This window comes from Micromonospora sp. NPDC051543, assembly GCF_044454415.1.
Classification (GTDB): domain Bacteria; phylum Actinomycetota; class Actinomycetes; order Mycobacteriales; family Micromonosporaceae; genus Micromonospora.
This window is the reverse complement of record NZ_JBITDT010000011.1, coordinates 15,918-34,212: the sequence shown is the minus strand read 5'-3', so window position 1 is coordinate 34,212 and position 18,295 is coordinate 15,918. Positions and strand designations below refer to the sequence as shown.

General features: G+C 71.1%; 11 protein-coding genes. 6 read left to right on the top strand and 5 right to left on the bottom strand.

Going from position 1 to position 18,295, the window contains the following annotated elements:
- The first annotated feature begins 90 nt into the window (after positions 1–90).
- Complete coding sequence (locus ACIA3K_RS20805; protein ID WP_396802998.1) at positions 91–1,614, top strand: alpha-N-arabinofuranosidase; 1,524 nt, start codon at positions 91–93, stop codon at positions 1,612–1,614.
- A 242-nt stretch (positions 1,615–1,856) separates the two neighbouring features.
- Here the strand turns inward: ACIA3K_RS20805 and ACIA3K_RS20800 are convergent, their stop codons facing one another.
- Both ACIA3K_RS20800 and ACIA3K_RS20795 read right to left on the bottom strand, forming a co-directional pair.
- Positions 1,857–3,374 carry an aldehyde dehydrogenase family protein gene (locus tag ACIA3K_RS20800; RefSeq protein WP_396802996.1) on the bottom strand — a complete coding sequence of 506 codons (1,518 nt, stop codon included), beginning with the start codon at positions 3,372–3,374 and terminating at the stop codon, positions 1,857–1,859.
- A complete protein-coding gene (locus tag ACIA3K_RS20795) occupies positions 3,371–4,582 on the bottom strand; it encodes a fumarylacetoacetate hydrolase family protein (RefSeq protein WP_396802994.1) in 1,212 nt (403 codons plus the stop codon). The genes ACIA3K_RS20800 and ACIA3K_RS20795 overlap by 4 nt, the downstream gene beginning before the upstream one ends.
- 134 nt (positions 4,583–4,716) lie before the next feature.
- Here ACIA3K_RS20795 and ACIA3K_RS20790 point away from each other — a divergent pair, with 134 nt between their 5' ends.
- On the top strand, positions 4,717–5,562 hold the full coding sequence (locus tag ACIA3K_RS20790; RefSeq protein WP_396802992.1) for an IclR family transcriptional regulator: 846 nt from the start codon (positions 4,717–4,719) through the stop codon (positions 5,560–5,562).
- Positions 5,563–5,607: 45 nt separating this feature from the next.
- On the opposite strand, the gene ACIA3K_RS20785 is transcribed toward ACIA3K_RS20790, so the two are convergent.
- Positions 5,608–6,231 carry a TetR/AcrR family transcriptional regulator gene (locus ACIA3K_RS20785; RefSeq protein WP_396802991.1) on the bottom strand — a complete coding sequence of 208 codons (624 nt, stop codon included), beginning with the start codon at positions 6,229–6,231 and terminating at the stop codon, positions 5,608–5,610.
- An 89-nt stretch (positions 6,232–6,320) separates the two neighbouring features.
- On the opposite strand from ACIA3K_RS20785, the gene ACIA3K_RS20780 reads away from it, so the two are divergent.
- Positions 6,321–6,884 carry an ester cyclase gene (locus ACIA3K_RS20780; protein ID WP_396802989.1) on the top strand — a complete coding sequence of 188 codons (564 nt, stop codon included), beginning with the start codon at positions 6,321–6,323 and terminating at the stop codon, positions 6,882–6,884.
- A gap of 73 nt (positions 6,885–6,957) precedes the next feature.
- On the opposite strand, the gene ACIA3K_RS20775 is transcribed toward ACIA3K_RS20780, so the two are convergent.
- Together ACIA3K_RS20775 and ACIA3K_RS20770 are read right to left on the bottom strand one after the other, a co-directional pair.
- Positions 6,958–7,428 (bottom strand): MarR family winged helix-turn-helix transcriptional regulator, encoded by a 471-nt coding sequence (locus ACIA3K_RS20775; protein WP_396802988.1) that lies wholly within the window; start codon positions 7,426–7,428, stop codon positions 6,958–6,960.
- An 8-nt stretch (positions 7,429–7,436) separates the two neighbouring features.
- Complete coding sequence (locus ACIA3K_RS20770) at positions 7,437–8,684, bottom strand: FAD-dependent oxidoreductase (RefSeq protein ID WP_396802987.1); 1,248 nt, start codon at positions 8,682–8,684, stop codon at positions 7,437–7,439.
- A gap of 99 nt (positions 8,685–8,783) precedes the next feature.
- On the opposite strand from ACIA3K_RS20770, the gene ACIA3K_RS20765 reads away from it, so the two are divergent.
- The 3 genes from ACIA3K_RS20765 to ACIA3K_RS20755 all read left to right on the top strand — a co-directional run bounded on the left by ACIA3K_RS20765 (position 8,784) and on the right by ACIA3K_RS20755 (position 18,185).
- The gene (locus ACIA3K_RS20765) at positions 8,784–11,738 is read left to right on the top strand and encodes an ATP-binding protein (protein WP_396802985.1); all 2,955 of its coding nucleotides are present in this window, start codon (positions 8,784–8,786) and stop codon (positions 11,736–11,738) included.
- Between the two features lie 98 nt (positions 11,739–11,836).
- Positions 11,837–11,980: a hypothetical protein gene (locus ACIA3K_RS20760; RefSeq protein WP_396802984.1), complete on the top strand. Its 144-nt coding sequence runs from the start codon at positions 11,837–11,839 to the stop codon at positions 11,978–11,980.
- A 13-nt stretch (positions 11,981–11,993) separates the two neighbouring features.
- Positions 11,994–18,185, top strand: coding sequence for a S8 family serine peptidase (locus tag ACIA3K_RS20755; RefSeq protein WP_396802983.1), 6,192 nt, complete (start codon positions 11,994–11,996; stop codon positions 18,183–18,185).
- Positions 18,186–18,295 lie beyond the last annotated feature (110 nt).

Here is an 18,295-nt window from a genome sequence, read left to right as displayed (position 1 = left end):
GAACACCCACCTCGACGCAGCGCCGCCCCCACTCCCGGACCGCGCCGCCTCGCCCGTCCGGCCTCGTCCGAGCCAGCCGGGAGGGCGGTCGTGAACACCGCACGCCTGCTCCTGGACCCGCGGCGACGTGTCGCACCGGTGCCGCGACGGATCTTCGGCTCGTTCGTGGAGCACCTGGGCCGCTGTGTCTACGGCGGCATCTACGAGCCCGACCACCCGAGCGCCGACGCGGACGGCTTCCGGGGCGACGTCCTCGCGCTCGTCCGCGAGCTGGGCGTCACGACGGTCCGCTATCCGGGCGGCAACTTCGTGTCCTCCTACCGCTGGGAGGACGGCGTCGGCCCGGTCGAGAAACGACCGGCCCGGCTCGACCTCGCCTGGCACAGCCTGGAGACCAACGCCTTCGGGCTGGACGAGTTCATGCGCTGGGTCGGCAAGGCGGGCGTCGATCCCATCATGGCGGTGAACCTCGGCACCCGCGGCACCGCCGAGGCCGTCGACCTGCTGGAATATGCCAACCACCGTGCGGGGAGCCACCTCGCCGACCAGCGCCGCGACAACGGCGCCGCCGAGGAGTACGGGATCCGCCTGTGGTGCCTGGGCAACGAGATGGACGGCCCGTGGCAGGTGGGCCAGCGGAGCGCGACCGAGTACGGGCGACTCGCGGCGCAGACCGCGAAGGCGATGCGCCGCTTCGATCCCGACCTCGAACTGGTCGCCTGCGGCTCGTCCCATCTCGGCATGCCGACCTTCGGCAGCTGGGAGCGCGACGTGCTGACCGAGGCGTACGACGACGTCGACCTGATCTCGCTGCACGCCTACTACCAGCCGGTCGACGACGACCTGCCCAGCTTCCTCGCCTCGGCCGAGGACATGGACAGGTACATCGACGCCGTCACGGCCATCGCGGACTCGGTGGGCGCGATCCGCCGGTCCACCCGGAAGATCATGATCGCGTTCGACGAGTGGAACGTGTGGTACCAGTCGGCGGCGCCGTCCACGCCGCCCAGTGGCGAGGACTGGCCGGTCGCTCCGCCGCTGCTGGAGGACCACTACAGCGTGGCCGATGCCGTCGTCGTCGGTGGCCTGCTCATCAGCCTGCTGCGGCACAGCGACCGGGTGACCGCGGCGTGCCAGGCCCAACTGGTAAACGTCATCGCGCCGATCATGACCGAACCGGGAGGCCGGGCCTGGCGGCAGACCATCTTCCACCCGTTCGCCCGCACGGCTCGGCACGCCCGGGGCGTCGTGCTGGACGTACTGCGCGACGGCAGCACCACGACCACCGACCGCTACGGCGTCATCGACGCGGTCGACGCGGTCTCCACCTGGGACGACAGCGCCGCGGAGATGACCGTGTTCCTCGTCAACCGGGTGGTCGACACCCCGGCCGAGGTGACCGTCGACCTCGCCGGCGCCCAGGTGGGCGGGATCGTCGAATGCGTCACCGTGGGTGGCGCCGACCTCGATGCCAAGAACACCGCCGACGGCCCGGACCACGCCGAACCGCGCCCCAACGACACGGTCCAGGCGACCGACCTCGGCGTCCGCCTGACTCTCGCGCCCGCGTCGTGGACCATGCTTCGGCTGCACGTCACCGACGTGACCCCGTAGGACACCCCGGCCGCGCACCCCCGGCTTTCGCCCGGGGGCGCGCGGCCGGGACTTCCCCACCACAGGGAGTACGGAGAATCGCGTGGGCGGTCCAGCCAGGACCGACACAATTGCGTCCGAGGAAAACGCGGTGAGCGCCTGTCGAATTGGCGCGCGGGTGCCCGGTCCGCTCATTTTCGCAACGGATTCCACGCGTCAGCGGCGGGTGCCGTCAGAATGCACCCGAGAGACCGTGGACGCAATTATTCGACCGCTGGCGTCAACCTCCCGTCGATCCGCCGCACAATCGCGGTGTAATCGTCGCGCAACTCCTCGGGAAGCACCCAGGCAGGGGCGTCCTGCCATGCCAGCGGCCGGAGAAACCGTCGGATCGACGTCGCGCCCACCGACGTGTGCACGGCGTTCGTCGACGGCCAGGGCCCGCCGTGGTGCTGGGCCCAGGAGACCCGGACACCGGTGGGATAGCCGTCGAAGACGATGCGACCCGCGCGGGCGGAGAGCACGTCGACCACGCCACTGACCACGTGGGCGTCGTCCTCCGGGCCACTGTGGACGGATCCGGTCAGCGACGGCGGGACGGCGCGAAGCGCAGCGTCGAGGTCGGCGGTGTCGTCGTACCGGACCACGATCATGAGCGGCCCGAAACACTCGTCGGCGATCTCGGCGGTCAGCTTCGGCAGGTCGACCTCCAGGAGCCTCGGCGCGACGGCGAAGCCCGCGCCGGGCTCGACCCGCGGCTGCGCCGACACCCGGGCCCCGGCCCGCTCGAACTCGGCCGAGCGGATCTCGTACGCGTCCCGGATGCGCTCGTTGAGCAGGATCGCGCCGCCCGAGCCGGCGACCCTCTCGCGCAGACCGTCGACCAGCTGGTCACCGCCGGGACCGGCCGGCACGAACGCGAGGCCCGGTTTGGTGCAGAGCTGGCCACCGGAGGCGGTGAAGGAGGCGAACAGTCCCTCGGCGATCCCGTCGGCCCGGTCGACGGCCGCGCCGGGCAGCACGACGATCGGGTTCACACTGCTCAGTTCGGCGTACAGGGGAATGGGATCGGGTCGATCGTCGATGGCCGCCTGGATGGCGCGGGCGGCGTTGACCGAGCCCGTGAGGGCGGCCGCACGGATCGCGGGGTGCCGCACCAGCCAGCGGCCGGCCTGCTCCCCGTACACGACCCCGATGACTCCGTCGGGCCCGCCGAGGTCGCGGACGGCCGCCTCGATCGCGGCGGCGGACGCGTGCGAGGTCAGCGGATGGGACGGGTGGGCCTTCAGGACGGTGGGGCAGCCGGCGGCGAGCGAGGCGGCCGTGTCACCGCCCGCGACCGAGAAGGCGAACGGGAAGTTGCTGGCGCCGAAGACGGCGACCGGCCCGAGGGGTACGAGCATCCGCCGCACGTCCGGGCCGGGCCCGAGCGGGGTGTCGGCGGCGTGGTCGATGGCGGCCTCGACGTACGCCCCGTCGCGGAGCACGTCGCCGAACATCTGGAACTGGACCGCGGCCCGGGTGAGTTCCGAGTCCAGCCGCGCGTGGGCCAGCCCGGTCTCCGCCTCGGCGGCCGCGACCAGGTCGGCCCGGCGGGCCTGGAGGGAGGCGGCGATCGCGTCCAGCAGCTCCGCCCGGCCGTCCCTGCCCAGGTCGGCCAACCAGCGCGTCGCCCGGGACGCCTGGCCGGCGACCACGTCCACCCCGGACTCGTCGGTCTCGGTGAGATCCGTCGCGCGGCGCTGGCCGTCGCGCGGATCGACCGTGCTGACCACGTTCACAGCAGTCCTCTCCTTGCCAGATTGCCCATGAGGTCACGGATGCCGAAGTGCCAGGGCTCGCACTCCTGGGCGTGCCGCACCCGGTTGACCAGGGTGCCGAGCGCCGGGCAGCTGATCCGTACCACGTCGTCGACCTTGTGGGTGAAGCCCTCGCCGGGGCTGCCCCGGTCCTGGATGGGCGCGAACATGGTGCCGAGCATCAGGGCGGCGCCGTCGGGGTAGTGGTGGTGCGGGCCGATCAGCTGCCGCACCAGGTCCTCCGGGTCGCGCGACATGTGCGTCATCTCCGACACCGCCTCCAGCCGGAAGCCGTCCACGCCGCGGACTTCCAGGCGGACGGCGAGTTCGCGCACCCGTTCCATGCCGAACCGGTCGTCGAAGAGCCGGATCAGGGGGCCGAGGGCGCAGGAGGCGTTGTTGTCCTTCGCCAGGGGAAGCAGCAGCGCCGAACGGCCCTCGATGTCGCGCAGGTTCACGTCGTTGCCCAGGGTGGCGCCGACGATCCGGCCGCTGGACTGGACGATGAGCGTGATCTCGGGTTCCGGGTTGTTCCAGGTCGACGCGGCGAGCACGCCGACGTCGACGCCGGTGCCGACGGCGGAGAGGATCTGACCCTTGGTGAAGATCTCGGCGTCCGGACCGATCCCCACCTCCAGGTACTGGCTCCACATGCCCTCGGCGACCAGCAGGCTCTTGAGCCGATCCGCCTCGGCCGAGCCGGGTTCCAGGTGATGCAGGTCGACGCCGATGTCGGCGAACATCCGTTGCCGGATGTCCGCCGCGAGCGCCAGGTCGCCGCGGGCCCGCTCCTCGATGACGCGTTCGATCATCGAGATGGGGAAGGTCACCCCGGCGGCCTTGAGCGCGTGGAGGTCGACCGGGGCCAGCAGCCAGGGCCGGTCGCGGTCGCGGGTCGTGACCGCCGTGTTGGCCAGGATCTCCCCGAAGTCCCCCACCAGCGCACCGTCGAGCCCGACCACGGTCGCGGCGGGGTCGGGCAGCTCGCAGATGTCCCGGACGGTCGCAAACCGGTGGCTCAGGTCGAGGACCTCACCGTCGCGCACGACCACGGGTGTGGGGCCACCGACGGACGGATCCCAGATCCGGCCGATCAGGACGCTGCCCGCGTCGTCCGGCAACGCCTCGGCGGCGGTGCCGACCCAGTCCTCGAGTCGGGGTTCGCCGGTGATCCCGGAACGCGAGGGCACGTCGGTCGCCGTCAATTCGTCGCCCCGGCGGGGCCGATCCGAGCGCACCGCTTACCCATCGTCGCTCCACCGTTACAAGTCGGAGTCAAGCTCATAAATTGCAACGATCGTAGCGACATGTGCAACGTTGTCAAGTGGCGATTGCGCATCGCGTCATCTACATTGCACATGATGCAACGACAGCGGCGATGCCGCGCCGTGCGAGGGGAGACAGAGCCTTGGCGCAATCGATCCGCCGCGCGATCGACCTCATCCGTCGATCGGCCGAACGTCCACTGTCCCTGACGGAGGCCGCGGACGTGCTCGGCGTGCACAAGTCGACCGCCCTACGGATCCTGCACACCCTGGAGTCCGCGCGCTTCGTCCGCCGTACCGGCGCGGGCGCCTACGTGCTCGGCAGCGGGCTGATCGAGCTGGCGGACCTCGCGCTCGGCTCGATGGACCTGCGCCAGCCGGCCGCCGCACACCTGCGTGCGCTGCAACGCGAGACCGGCCACACCGTGCACCTCGCGCAGCTGACCGGTGACGAGATCATCTATATCGACAAGGTGGACAGTCCGGCGTTCGACGCCGTCAAGCTCCCGTCCCGGGTCGGGCGCGCGGTGTCGATCTACGCGAGCGCCGTCGGCAAGACGATCCTGGCGTACCTGCCCCTCGATGATCGCGAGCGGCTGCTCTCGCACGTCGTCTTCGAGAGGTTCACCGATACCACCTTCGCCGACCGCGGCGCGCTCGACGCCGAACTCGCCGACATCCAGGAACGCGGCTGGGCCGTGGACAACGGTGAGCACGACACCTACGTGATGTGCGTGGCCGCACCGATCAGGGATTCCCGAGGGCAGGTCATCGCCGCCGTCTCGATCACGGCGATCGAGGTCATCGCGAGCCTCGACGAGCTGAGGAGCAACCTGCCGCTGCTTCTGGAGACCGCCAACCAGATCTCGTACGAGATCGGCTACCCGCGGCCCTCCGCGACCTGACCGCGCCCCCGCCGTCCGGTGTCGCCCCGGCGGAGGCGGCCCACCTCAGGGTAGGTCGCTGAGCGTGGACCGGACCTCCGCGGCGAAGAGGCCCGCCGGGTCGAACGGCATGCCGGTGAAGTGCCCGGCGACCTCCAGGCTGATCACCCCGTGCACGCGGGTCCAGAAGGTCAGCGATCGGTGCATCGACTGATCTTCGCCGGCGTGCGAGAAGGCATCACGCACGGGGGCGAAGATGCGGCGGGCGAGTTCGGTGGCCTCGGCCGGAGCCGCGTAGCCCGGCACCGGAGTCCCGTACAGCAGTAGGTAGCGGTGCGGATCGCTCCGGGCCCAGTCACGGATCACCGTTGCGATCGCGGTCAGCCGGTCGCGCGGGGTCGCGCCGGTGCCGGCCGCGACCTCGACCATCTGTGCGAGGTCGCGGTAGGCGGCAAGGATCAGCTCGGTGAGCAGGTCGTCGCGACTGGCGAAGTACCGGTAGAGGGCCGGCGCGGTGATCCCCATCTGCTTGGCGATGGCCTTGAGTGACAGCCCCGCCGCGCCAGCCTCGGCGAGTTGCTTCCACGCGTGTGCGCGTACCTCGTCCTGGACCTGCCGCCGATAGCGCTCGCGCGGCCCGACGAGCGACTCCGCCGACTGCTCACCGGCCGTACGGGCCTGGTCCGCCATGCCATACCTCCCCCTCGCGTTGACATCAGGTTACTGCAGTTATACGGTGTAACGGAAGCGAACGAGTGTTACCTACCTGAGGAGTCATCGTGAAGCACCTCCGCGCAGCCACCATCGCCACCCTCCTGATCAGCGGCTCCGCGCTCGCCGGCGGCGCCGTACCGGCTCTGGCCGGCGGGACGGCCTTCGCCCACCAGCAGCCCGACGAGCACGGCAGCGCCGGTCAGGCGCGGCAGGTGACCCGCGCCTGGGTTCAGCTCTGGAACGGCGACTACACGCTGGCCGAGCGGATCATCTCCCCGGACGTCCGGGTCCGGGCCGCGCTGCTCGACGGCGGCGACGGCAGCGCCGTCAAGGGTCCACACGGTATGGCCGACCTGGTCGGCCAGATCCGGTCCGCCTTCCCCGACCTGCACTTCACCGTCGAGGTCGGCCCGATCATCGACGGTGACCACGTGGTCGTGCGCTGGGTCGCCAACGGCACGTACGGCGGGGGCTTCCCGGGCGCGACCGCCGCGCCCGGCACCCCGGTCCGCTTCACCGGCACGGACACGCTGCGCATCAGGCGTGGCCTCATCACCGACTACTGGCTCAACGCCGACACGCTGCTGCTCGTCACGCAACTCAAGGTCACGGCGACCACCGAGCAGTAGGCCACCGGTGCTCATCCGTTCGGCGAGACGCGGACGGTGCGCGCTGCGATCAACCGCAGCGCGCACCGTGTCGTCATGGCAGGCGGCGGAGGCGGTCCAACTCGGCGAGGTACATCGCCTGCATGCGGTCGTAGTGCCGGACCAGCAGCGTGACCTCCTCGACGCTGTAGCCCTCGACGAGCTGTCCGGCCCTCTCGGCGAACCGCTCGTACGGCCGCGTCAGCTCGGCCATCCGCTCCGGGCGCAGGGTGACGATCACCCGCCGTCGGTCCCCCGGGTCACGCTCGGCCGTCACGTAACCCGCCTGCTGGAGCCGGCGCAGCATGCTGGTCACCGCCCCGGTGGTGAGGTTGGTCCGCTCGGCGACCTGCCCCGCGGTGGCGGAACCGACGTCCGCCAGGTAGTCCAGGCACTCCAGGTCACTCACGGTCAGGCCCAGCCGCTCCGCGATGGCGTACCGGAACACCATGGAGAGTCGGGACATCTCCCGCCCGGCGCGCATGAGGTCGGCGATCGCGGACGCACGGGCCGGCACCTGGGACATGCCCGCAATCATGCCTCCGGCACGGTCACCCGGTGCAGCCGAGGTAACAGGCGGGTCAACACCCAGTGTGGTGCGGCCGCGCCCCCGGTGAGACGGCGCATCAGCCGGCCGGCGGTGTCGACGGCGCGGAAGGCGTAGGGCACCATCTCGTCCTGGTAGGCGGCGATCGCCTCCTCCACCGCCCGACCGGTCGCCCGGGCCTCGAGCAGCCTGCGGCCGAGCAGGGCCGCGTCGCGGAGCGCGGTGTTACCGCCGTGGGCGCCGAACGGCGGCATGACGTGCACGGCGTCGCCCATCATCGTCGCCCGGGGCACCGCCCACCGCTGCGGGCGTCGGCCGGTGGCGAAGAGGTTGAGCACAGTGGCGTCCAACTCGGCCGTGGCGACCAGCCGTCGGACGAGCGGGTGGAAGCCCGTGCTCATTCCGGCCGCCAGTCGCCAGAGCGCCAGCAGGTCGCCGCGGACGGCGATGGGCACCTCCTCCCGTGGTAGCAGCAGTCCCCAGATCACGTAGTCGTCGCCGGTGGGCGCGTAGCTGCCCGGGGCCAGACGCGCGAACGCCTCCCGTGGCCGCTCGCCGAACCGCATGGAGGTGAAGAAGAAGGCGAGGCCGGGTCGGTCGGCGATGGCCAGGACGCCGCTGTTGCGCAGCGCGTCCGGGATCATGCTCTCCCCGTTGCGGCGCAGGGGTGACCGGCCGTAGATGCCCGCCATCGGCGCGCTCGCCGGGGCCGCGTCGGGCATGAGCTGCGCCCGCAGCGCCGAGCCCACGCCGTCCGCGCCCACGACGACGGTCGCCGCGACGGCCCCGCCGTCGGAGAACCGCAGTCGCAGCCCGGCCGGGCCGCCGCTGTCCACCGCGACGGCCTCCTTGCCGTAGTGGATCCGCCCGTCGAGCCCGGTCTGCAGGATCGAGCGCAGCGTCAACCGATCGACCTGGCGGGTCGCGTACGGCTCGTCCTTGAACGCGATGGCGAACGCGTCCCGGAGTCGGCTGTCGGTGAAGCGGAGGTGCCCGCCGGGCTCGTCGCCGGTGGCCAGCGCCAGGTTGTACAGCGGACGGGGCAGACTCTCGCGCAACGCGGCCAACCCGTACCGGTCGAGGATGATCCGGTAGCCCTGTCGCCGGACGAAGGGGCCGGGGTCGCGCTCGTAGACGTGCGCGTCGATGCCGGCCCGCGTCAGGTACTGGGCGAGGCAGAGACCGGAGAGGCCGCCGCCGGCGATAGCCACCGAGAAGTCCGTCGATATGCCCATGCGATTATCTTAATGACTAAGATGATTTCCGCAAGGTCGCCCGGGACCACCGGCGGCGATGGTCTTGTGTCGACGCACCGAAAAGCGAGATCATCACGCATGCTCGACCCCGCAAACGAGGACGACGGGACCGCACCAACCGTCTCCACCCCACGCTTCGTGGGTCGTGACCGGGAGCTGGCGGCACTCCGGGGCGCCCTGGCCCGGCCACCGGCGATCGTGCTGGTGGAGGGCGAGGCGGGCATCGGCAAGAGCCGGCTGCTACGCGAGTGGCACTCCGCCCCGGCCCGGCGCACCGCCCTGGTGTCGGTGTGCCCACCGCTGCGCGAGTCGCTCACGTTGGGGCCGATCGTCGACGCGTTCCGGGGGATCGACAGTCCGGTGTCGCAGCTGCGGCTCACCGCGCTCGCGGGCGCGCTCCGGCCTCTGTTCCCCGAATGGTCCGCGAGCCTGCCGCCCGCGCTGCCACCCCTGGACGACGCGAAGGCGGCCCGGCACCGACTGTTCCGCGCCCTGGACGAGCTGCTGCGGGCGCTGCGGGTCGACGTGCTGGTCCTCGAGGACGCGCACTGGGCCGACGAGGTGACGCTGGAGTTCCTGCTGTTCGTCATCTCCCGACAGCACTCGGACGGTCCGAGCCTCGTCATCTCGTACCGGCCCGAGGAGGTCGGTGACGGCTCGCTGCTGCTGCGGCTGACGTCCCGCCTGCCCGCTGGCGTGACGCAGCTGAGGATCGCCCTCGCGCCCATGCGACCCGACGACACGGCGGCGCTGGTGTCCTCGATGCTGGACGGCAATCCGATCTCGCAGGAGTTCACGACGTTCATGCACGAACGGACCGGCGGCGTCCCGCTGGCGCTGGAAGAGTCGGTCCGTCTCATGTGCGATCGGGCCGATCTCGTCTTCCGCGATGGCCAGTGGGTCCGGCTGAAGTTGCGCGAGCTACAGGTGCCACCGACGGTGCGCGACTCCACCCGGGAGCGGGTGAGCCGCCTGTCGCCCACGGCGCAGCAGGCGTTGCGCGCCGCGGCGACGTTGGCGGAACGGTCCCTAGCGGCGACGATCGCGATGACCGCGGGCCTGTCGCCGACCGAGTGCCGGGCCGCCATCGCGGAGGCGGCCAGCGCCGGCGTCCTGGACGGAGACGACCGCGGCAGGTGGCGCTTCCGGCATGTGCTGGCCGCCACCGCGGTCTACGAGTCGATCCCGCTGACCGACCGCAGACACGTCCACCTGCTGGCCGGGCGCGCCCTGGAGCACCTCCACCCGCCGCCCGTGGCGCGCCTCGCCCACCACTTCCGAGAGGCCGGCGAGACCGCGTCCTGGGCGCGGTACGCCGAACAGAGCGCCGAGTTGGCCATCGCCTCGGGCGACCACACCAAGGCGGTCGACATGCTTGTCGACCTGCTGTCGTGGGCCGTGCTGCCGCCGGTGGACCGGGCGCGGGTCGCCCGCATCGCCGGAGTCGCCGCCCTGGGCCGCCGGGAAGAGGTCGACCAGGTACACCACCGGGTGATCCGTACCCTGCGCTCGGTGCTGGAGACCCCCGGCCTCTCCGCACGGCAACAGGCCGAGATCCGCAACCCCCTGGGTCGGCTTCTCATCACCGGGGGTGAGGCGCAGGCCGCCCTCCGCGAGCTGGAGCAGGCGGTCGCCAACCTCGACCACGACCCGGTCGAGGCCGCCCGGGCGATGACCTACCTCGGCTGGGCCTACGCGGGACCGTGGCCGGCGTCCACCCATCGGCGATGGCTCGATCGCGCCGCCGACCTCACCACCCAGATCGACTCCCCCGCCGAGAGGCTGAACCTGGCCGGTAACCGCGCCGCGGCGTTGCTCATGCTGGGCGAGGAGGAGGCCTGGGCGGTCGTCGCCGAGCTGCCCGTCGGTGGCTCGACCTCGGCGGAGCGTCTCGACGTGGCCCGCATCCACACGAATGTCGGCACCGGCGCGCTGATCTGGGGTCGGTACGCCGACGCCGAGGAACACCTCGACGTGGCCATGGGTCTCGCCGAGGTCGAGCAGGCGTCCCGGTTGCAGCACAACGTCCGACTCGAACAGGCCAACCTGGCGTGGCTCACCGGTCGGTGGGACGGCCTTCCGGAGACGAGCGCGGCACTCGCCGACGCCGACCGGGACCGGCCGGCACACTACCTGGGCAGCATTCGCCTCGCCGCCCGCCTGGCGGCCGCAGCCGGACGGCGGCGTGCCGCGGAGGAGCAGTTCCGGCTCGTCCTCGAGGAGTCCGCCCGTCTCGGCGCGGCCGACGACACGATGGAGGCCGCCGCGGCGTTGGCCAGGTTGTGGCTGACGGACGGCGACAGCGGCCGGGCCCTGCGGATCACGAACGAGCCGATGGAGACGGTCCGCCGAAAGGGCGTCTGGGTCTGGGCGACGGACCTCGTCCCCGCCCGGATCGAGGCGTACCTCGCCGCCGGTGACCTGACGGCCGCGACACGCCTGACCGACCAGTTCGCCAGAGGACTGCGGGGCCGTACGGCGCCCGCGCCGCGCGCCGCGCTCACCGTGTGTCGCGCCCTGCTGCTCGCCGCGACCGGGGACCACGCCCGCGCGGCGATGGCGTACGACCGCGCGGCGCGTGCCTGGAGCGCGTTGCCGCGCCCCTACGACGCGGTGCGCGCCCGCGAACGCCAAGCCGAGGCGATCATCGCGCAGGGCCGGACCGAGCAGGGCGGCGAGCTGCTGGCGGCACAGTACGAGCGGCTGTTCCGGCTCGGCGCCCGCGGCGACGCGGACCGTGTCGCGCAGCGGCTTCGCGAACACGGCGCCGAGGTCCCGCGACTGTGGCGCGGCGGCCGACGCGGGTACGGCGACCAGCTCTCCCCCCGCGAGCTCGACGTGGTCCAACTGGTCGTCGCCGGCAAGACGAACCGGGAGATCAGCCGGATCCTCGCGAAGTCGCCGGCCACGGTGGACCAGCAGCTACGCGCGGCGATGCGCAAGCTGAAGGTGAGCAGCCGGACCGCGCTCGCGGTCAAGGCGGTGGAGGCCGGTGTGTTCGCCGAGGACGAATCCCTCGACAACGCATCGTGAATTTTGACGTATCCGCCGGATAGCTAAGGCCATCCGGCTCACCGAGCATGAGTCCATGATCCATAGCCCATGGGCGATGAATGCCTGAGCGTCCCGTCGTGCCTGACGACTCCGCCCTCGAACACCGGCCGCCATCCGAGCGGCTCGGCGAATCGCGCGTCACCCCGCGCGACGCCTCCGACGTACGCGACGCCGACGGTGCCGTCGACCACGAGAGCCACGACCCCTACCAACCCCTGTAGGCGAAGGACCCCGATGAGATTCAAAGCCCTCGCGGCAACGCTGGCCGCAGCGGTCGGCCTGAGCATGCTCCAGCCGATACCGGCGTCCGCCGCCGAGCCGGATCCCGGCACGGCGGCCCGGAAGATCGCGCCGACCCTGAAGGACCGCTTCCGCACGCAGCCGGCCTCCGACTTCTGGATCACGTTCGACACGAAGCCCGACCTCGGGCCGGCGAAGAAGATCGCCGACTGGTCGGCCCGTGGTCAGTTCGTCTACGACGCACTCACCACGGCGTCGAAGAGCTCCCTGGCCTCCGTCTCCACCGAACTCGACCGGGCCGGGGTCAAGTACACCCCCTACCCGATCGCCAACGCCGTACTCGTCAAGGGCGGCACCGAGAAGCTCGCCCTCGACGTGGCCGCGCGGGTGCAGGTCGCCGAGATCCACGCCACGCCGCAGGTCGCCCTGGTACAGCCGGTGGAGAAGAAGCTCCCCGCCGACCAGGCCGCCCGACCCGCTGCCCCGAAGGCCGGCGCGGACGACGTCGTCACGTGGGGTCTCGAGGCCATCCACGCCCCGCAGGCGTGGGCCATGGGCGCCACTGGCGCGGGTATCACCGTCTCCAACCTCGACTCGGGCGTCCAGTTCGACCACCCCGCCCTGTCGCGTCAGTACCGTGGCGCGAAGCCGGACGGCACCGTCGACCACAACTACAACTGGATGGCCACCCGGGGGTCGTGCTCGGCGGTGCCGTGCGACGACAACGGACACGGCACGCACACGATGGGCACCATGGTCGGCGTCGACGGCACCGACCACGTCGGCGTCGCCCCGGACGCGCAGTGGATCGCGACGAACGGCTGCTGCGAGAGCACCGGTGTCGAGTCGCTGCTGCGCTCCGGCTGGTGGCTGCTCGCCCCGACCGACCTCCAGGGCAACAACCCCGACCCGTCCAAGCGCCCACACGTCGTCAACAACTCGTGGGGCCAGACCGTCGAACACGACTTCGACGACTTCTTCCAGGCCGTCGACGAGGCCTGGACCGCGGCGGGCATCTTCAGCACCTGGTCGTCGGGAAACACCTCGCCGTACGCGGCCTGTGACACGGTCTCCTCGCCGGGCTCCGCGGCGAGCGCCTACTCCGTCGGCGCCTACTCGGAGGACGGCACGATCGCGTCGTTCTCCCGCAAGGGCGAGGGTGAGGACGGTCGGATCAAGCCCGAGATCTCCGCGCCGGGTGTCAACGTCCGCTCGTCCTATCCGAACAACAGCTACGTCGAGATGGCCGGTACGTCGATGGCGTCACCGCACGTCGCCGGCGCGGTCGCGGCGCTCTGGAGCTACGACCCGACCCTGATCGGACAGGTCGACGAGACCCGTCGCCTGCTCGCCGAGTCGGCCACCGACGTCGACGACACCGAGTGCGGCGGCACCGCCGAGCTCAACAACAAGTACGGCGAGGGCCGGCTCGACCTGGTGCGCCTGCTCGAGCTCGCGCCCCGCAAGGGTGGCACCCTCACCGGTGTCGTGACCGCCAACGGCGCCCCGGTCCCCGCCGCCGAGGTGACGATCAGCGGGCCGTTCAGCCGGTCGATCGGCACCGACAAGGACGGCCGCTTCACGACGAACCTGCCGGTCGGCGACTACCAGCTCACCACCAAGGTGTTCGGCTACCTGACCGCGACCGCCACCGTCACGGTCACCCTCGGCCAGGACACCTCCGTCAAGCTGCCGCTCACGGCCGCCGCGAGGCACGACATCAGTGGCCGGGTCGTGGACGACAAGAAGCGGCCCGTGCAGAACGCCGACGTCGCGGTCCAGGACACCCCGCTGAAGCCGGTACGCACGGACGCCAACGGCGCGTTCACGATCACCGCTGTCCCCGAGGGCGCGTACAAGCTGGTCGTCACGCCCAACTCCTGCTTCTCACCCAGGACGCTCCCGCTGACCGTCGCAGCACAGAACGAGTCGCCCGAGATCCCGGTCGGGCTCGTCGTCGACAAGGGCGGCTACAGCTGCGCCGTCACCGAGGGCGAGTACCTGCGCGGCACCGAGCAGGTCACGTTCGGCAGCGGTGTGTGGGCGACGGTGAAGCTGCCGTTCCCGATCGCGCTGTACAACGGCAGCCACGACACCCTCGGCGTCGGCCTGCGCGGCATCATCTCTCCCGACGGCAGCACCGGTCCCGGCTACGGCGGCGCGGGCGCCTTCCCGTTCTACCTGGAGAGCCCCGTCGAGTTCGCCCCCGGCGGTGGTGTCTTCACGGCCGCCACGAAGGTCGACGGTGAGGACGCCTTCGTCGTCGAATACCGCAACGCCAAGCTCTGGGCCTACCCCATCCGCTCGGAGTACACGGAACCGGTCAACTTCTCGGCCACGTTCACCCGCTCGGGAACGATGATCTTCGGGTACGGCGACGGCGTCGGATCCGACGATCCGGTGACCGCCGGCGCGAACGCCGTCACCGGCATCCAGGGCTGGGCCGGCGTCGACGGCATCCGGTTCTCCGATCACGCCCCGGCGCTGCGCGACGGGATGATCGTCACCTACGACCTGCCGGACTTCGGGTACCTCGACGCGACCGTCGTGGACCAGAACGACGGGTTGCCGGTGGCCGGCGCCAAGGTCTCCTTCAGCACCAGGGACGGGCTCGTCGAGGCCGTCACGACCAACGGCACCGGCCTCGTGCACCGCCAGCTTCCGACGGGCGACTACACCATGACGGTCGAGGCGCCGAACTACACGACCGGGTCGTACCCGTTCTCGCTCGACAAGCTCTACGCCCAGGCGAAGATCGACGCGCGTCTGACCACGGGTGTCGCCGGCCTGAAGGCCGACGGCCTCGAGACGCTGTTGGGTACCGACCAGAACGGCGTGGGTTCGCTGACGCTGACCAACACCGGCTCCGCCCCGCTCACGTACGACCTGGGCGAAGCCGCGCGGCACCCCGAGCTCGACGCCACCGGCGCGACCGCGCGTACCGGCACGGGTGCGGCCAGCACGATCGACCTGGCCGGCTGGAAGGCCGGTGCGAGCGGGATGAAGCCGTCCAGCACCGACAGCAAGGCCGCCACGTCGAGCAGCGCGGAGGCCCAGGCGGCAGCCAAGGTCGGCACGACCTCCGGCGGAGACGTCATCACCCGGATCAAGATCCCCGGCGCGATCGAGGACAAGGAGCCCACCGGTGTCGGGTACGACGGCGACGTCTGGGTCCACGACTACAACGCGCGGACCAACACCGCCTACACGGTGACCGGCAAGAAGACCGGAAAGGTGTTCGACGCGGCGTGGAACCCCGACTACCGGGCCTTCGACATGGCGCTGGACACCAAGACCGGTGACATGTGCCAGATGGAGGACAGCCCGGCCAGCTTCATCCACTGCTTCAACCGGGACACCGGCAAGGAGACGAGGCAGATCAAGGGCGACTTCGTCACCTCGCAGCTGACCGGTCTGGCCTACAACCCGGCCAAGGATGTCTTCTACGTCGGCGGCCGGCGGAACGGCAAGATCGGAACCGTGGCCGGTACGTCGCACGACAACCCGGGCGCGCTCCTTTCGTTCTGCACCCCGCCGCTGCCCGAGATCATCGGCCTGGCCTACAACCAGGCGTCGGACACCATCTGGTACACCGACCTCACCTCGAACCGGCCCACCCGACTGCTGCAGGTCGACCCCGACGACTGCTCGCTGGTCAACGCCTGGTGGTTCCCGGGCCAGAAGGCGAACCAGGGCGGCGGCCTCGAGACCGACTCGTCCGGAGCGCTGTGGGCGGTCGATCAGGTCGCCGACGACGTCGTCCTCGTCGACGTCGAGGACGATCTGCTCACCGACCTGCCGTGGTTGTCGCTCTCCTCGACCGGCGGCACCCTCGCCCCCGGCCAGTCGACGACCGTCCAGGTCTCGATCTCCGCGAAGGGCGCCAAGCCCGGCGTGGAGGGCGCGAACATCGTGGTCCGGTCCGACTCCGGACGCCAGTCCAAGACGTACGTGCCGGTGACGCTCACGACCACGAAGTACCAGGTCGGCGTCAACGCCGGCGGCGCGAAGCTCACCGACGGCACCGGCTACACCTGGTCCGCCGACCAGCCGGCGAGCAAGAAGTCGTGGGGCTACGAGGGCAAGACGAAGGTCACCTCCACGAAGGCCCCGATCGCCGGCACGACGGACGACCTCCTGTTCCAGTCGCAGCGCACCGCGGCGGACAAGCAACTGTTCTACCGATTCCCGGACGCGCCCAAGGGCACCTACGCGGTCGACTTCGGCTTCGCCGAGATCGAGAAGGCGCCGAAGGGCAAGCGGGTGTTCGACGTCCTCGTGAACGGGACGCTGACGAACTACGCGTACGACCCGGCCGCCGCTGTGGGGCCGAACGCCGCGGACTGGCGTAGGGCCGTCGTGCAGCACGAGGGCGGCCCACTGACCGTGGAGCTGCGGGGCTCGAAGGGCCTCAAGGCCCCGAGCATCGCCGCGCTGCGGGTGACGCTCGACCCACGGGCGGACGCGGCGGAGCCGGAGCCCGAGCCCGAGCAGCCGGACCCGGGTCCGGTGCCGGTGGCGCCCGCCGGTCGCTCGTACTCGATGAAGGTGACCGACGGGCTCTACCGCCAGGGCACCCAGGAGTCCGGGTGGCAGGGCGACGACCTCTGTGGCCCGCTGTTCTTCGACGCCGACTACCTCCAGCCGTTCTACGACACGGCCTGGGACGGCGTGTGCGTGACGACGAACGGCACGCTGGTCTTCGACCGCGCCTCCACGTCCGGTAGCAACACGGCGCTGCCGTCGCCGTACCCGGTCGACGCGGTCTATCCGTTCTGGGACGACCTCGTCGTCGACGACGAGGCGGGCATCTACTTCGGCAGGACCGAGGTGGACGGTGTACCGGCGCAGGTCGTCGAATGGCGCAACGTCACCTTCTTCGCCGACCCGAGCGCCCGGGTGAGCTTCTCGGTCACCCTGCTCGCCGACGGACGGATCCAGATCGGGTACGGCGACGGCGTCGGCGGCGACAACCCGCTCACCAAGGGTTCGTCGGCGACGGTCGGCGTGGAGAGCCTGAACCGCAACCCCGCTAACCAGTACTCCTTCAACCAGCCCGTCCTGAAGGCCGGCCTGGGCCTGGAGTACACCCTTCCGGCGGCGGGCACGATCGAGGGTACGGTCACCGACAAGAACGACGGCAAACCGATCGAGGGCGCGGTCGTCACGCTCAAGGGACCGGCCGGTGAACGGGTCATCACCACCGACGTGAAGGGCCGGTGGAAGGCCCAGGCGCTCATCGGCGGCAACACGGTGCAGGTGGAGGCGCCGAACTACGTCACCGCCAGCCACCCCGTGACCATCGCCAAGAAGGATCAGGCCGAGGTGGTCGACACGGCGCTGACCACGGGCATCGCCACCGTCGCCGGAGAGGACATCGACTGGCTGCTCGACAGGGGCCAGAAGGCGACGGCCGACGTGACGATCACCAACACCGGTTCCGCACCGCTCGAGGTGCGGGTCAGCGAGCAGAGGCGCACCGACGACGGTGGGCACGAGGCCGCCGACCTGCCGTGGCTGGCCCTCACGGGCCCGGCCGCGACCGGCCCGGTCACGCTCGCGGTCGGCACGTCGACCACGGTCACGGTGACGGCCGACAACGCCGGCATCAAGCCCGGGGTACTCGTCGGGGACGTGCTCGTGGCGTCCACCGCCGGCAAGGGTGAGAGCCAGCTCAAGCCGGTCCGCGTGGCGACGTCGGCCTACTGGAAGGGCGTCGACGCGGGCGGGTCCGGGTACGTCGACGCCTCGGGCTTCTTCTGGGCGCCCGATGCGGCGCTCGGCTCGCGGCAGTGGGGCTACGTGGGCGGTAGGGCGCACACCACCAAGGCCGACATCGCCGGTACGACGGACGACGCGCTGTTCCGCACCCAGCGGACCGGCGACACGTTCAGCTACGTGTTCAAGAACGCCCCCGCCGGCACGTACCGGATCGGCCTCGACTTCGCGGAGCTCGAGAAGGTCAAGGCCGGCAAGCGCGCCTTCGACGTGCTCGCCGACGGCAAGGTCGTGCTGTACGACCATGACGTGCAGGCGAAGGTGGGCGCGTTGACCGTCGACACGAACACGGTCACGGTCGAGCACACCGGTGGCGATCTGACGATCCAGTTCACCCGGGAGAAGGGCGAGGGCGATCCGATCCTCAACGCGCTGAAGGTGCAGGAGGACCCGCGCCTGAAGGGATAGCCGCTCACTGGTCAGAGCCTCCCCGGCGACGTCGCCGGGGAGGCTCTGCCGTGTTCCGCCCGCGTCGCACCGATCCTTACGCGCTTGACGGGAAGTCGACCTTCTGCTGA

Coding starts and splice junctions, on each gene's coding strand:
- ACIA3K_RS20785 (WP_396802991.1), bottom strand. CDS start 6,231: ATGGCGGACCAGGCCCGTACGGCCGGTGAGCAGTCGGCGGAGTCGCTC.
- ACIA3K_RS20775 (WP_396802988.1), bottom strand. CDS start 7,428: ATGTCCCAGGTGCCGGCCCGTGCGTCCGCGATCGCCGACCTCATGCGC.
- ACIA3K_RS20770 (WP_396802987.1), bottom strand. CDS start 8,684: ATGGGCATATCGACGGACTTCTCGGTGGCTATCGCCGGCGGCGGCCTC.
- ACIA3K_RS20765 (WP_396802985.1), top strand. CDS start 8,784: ATGCTCGACCCCGCAAACGAGGACGACGGGACCGCACCAACCGTCTCC.
- ACIA3K_RS20755 (WP_396802983.1), top strand. CDS start 11,994: ATGAGATTCAAAGCCCTCGCGGCAACGCTGGCCGCAGCGGTCGGCCTG.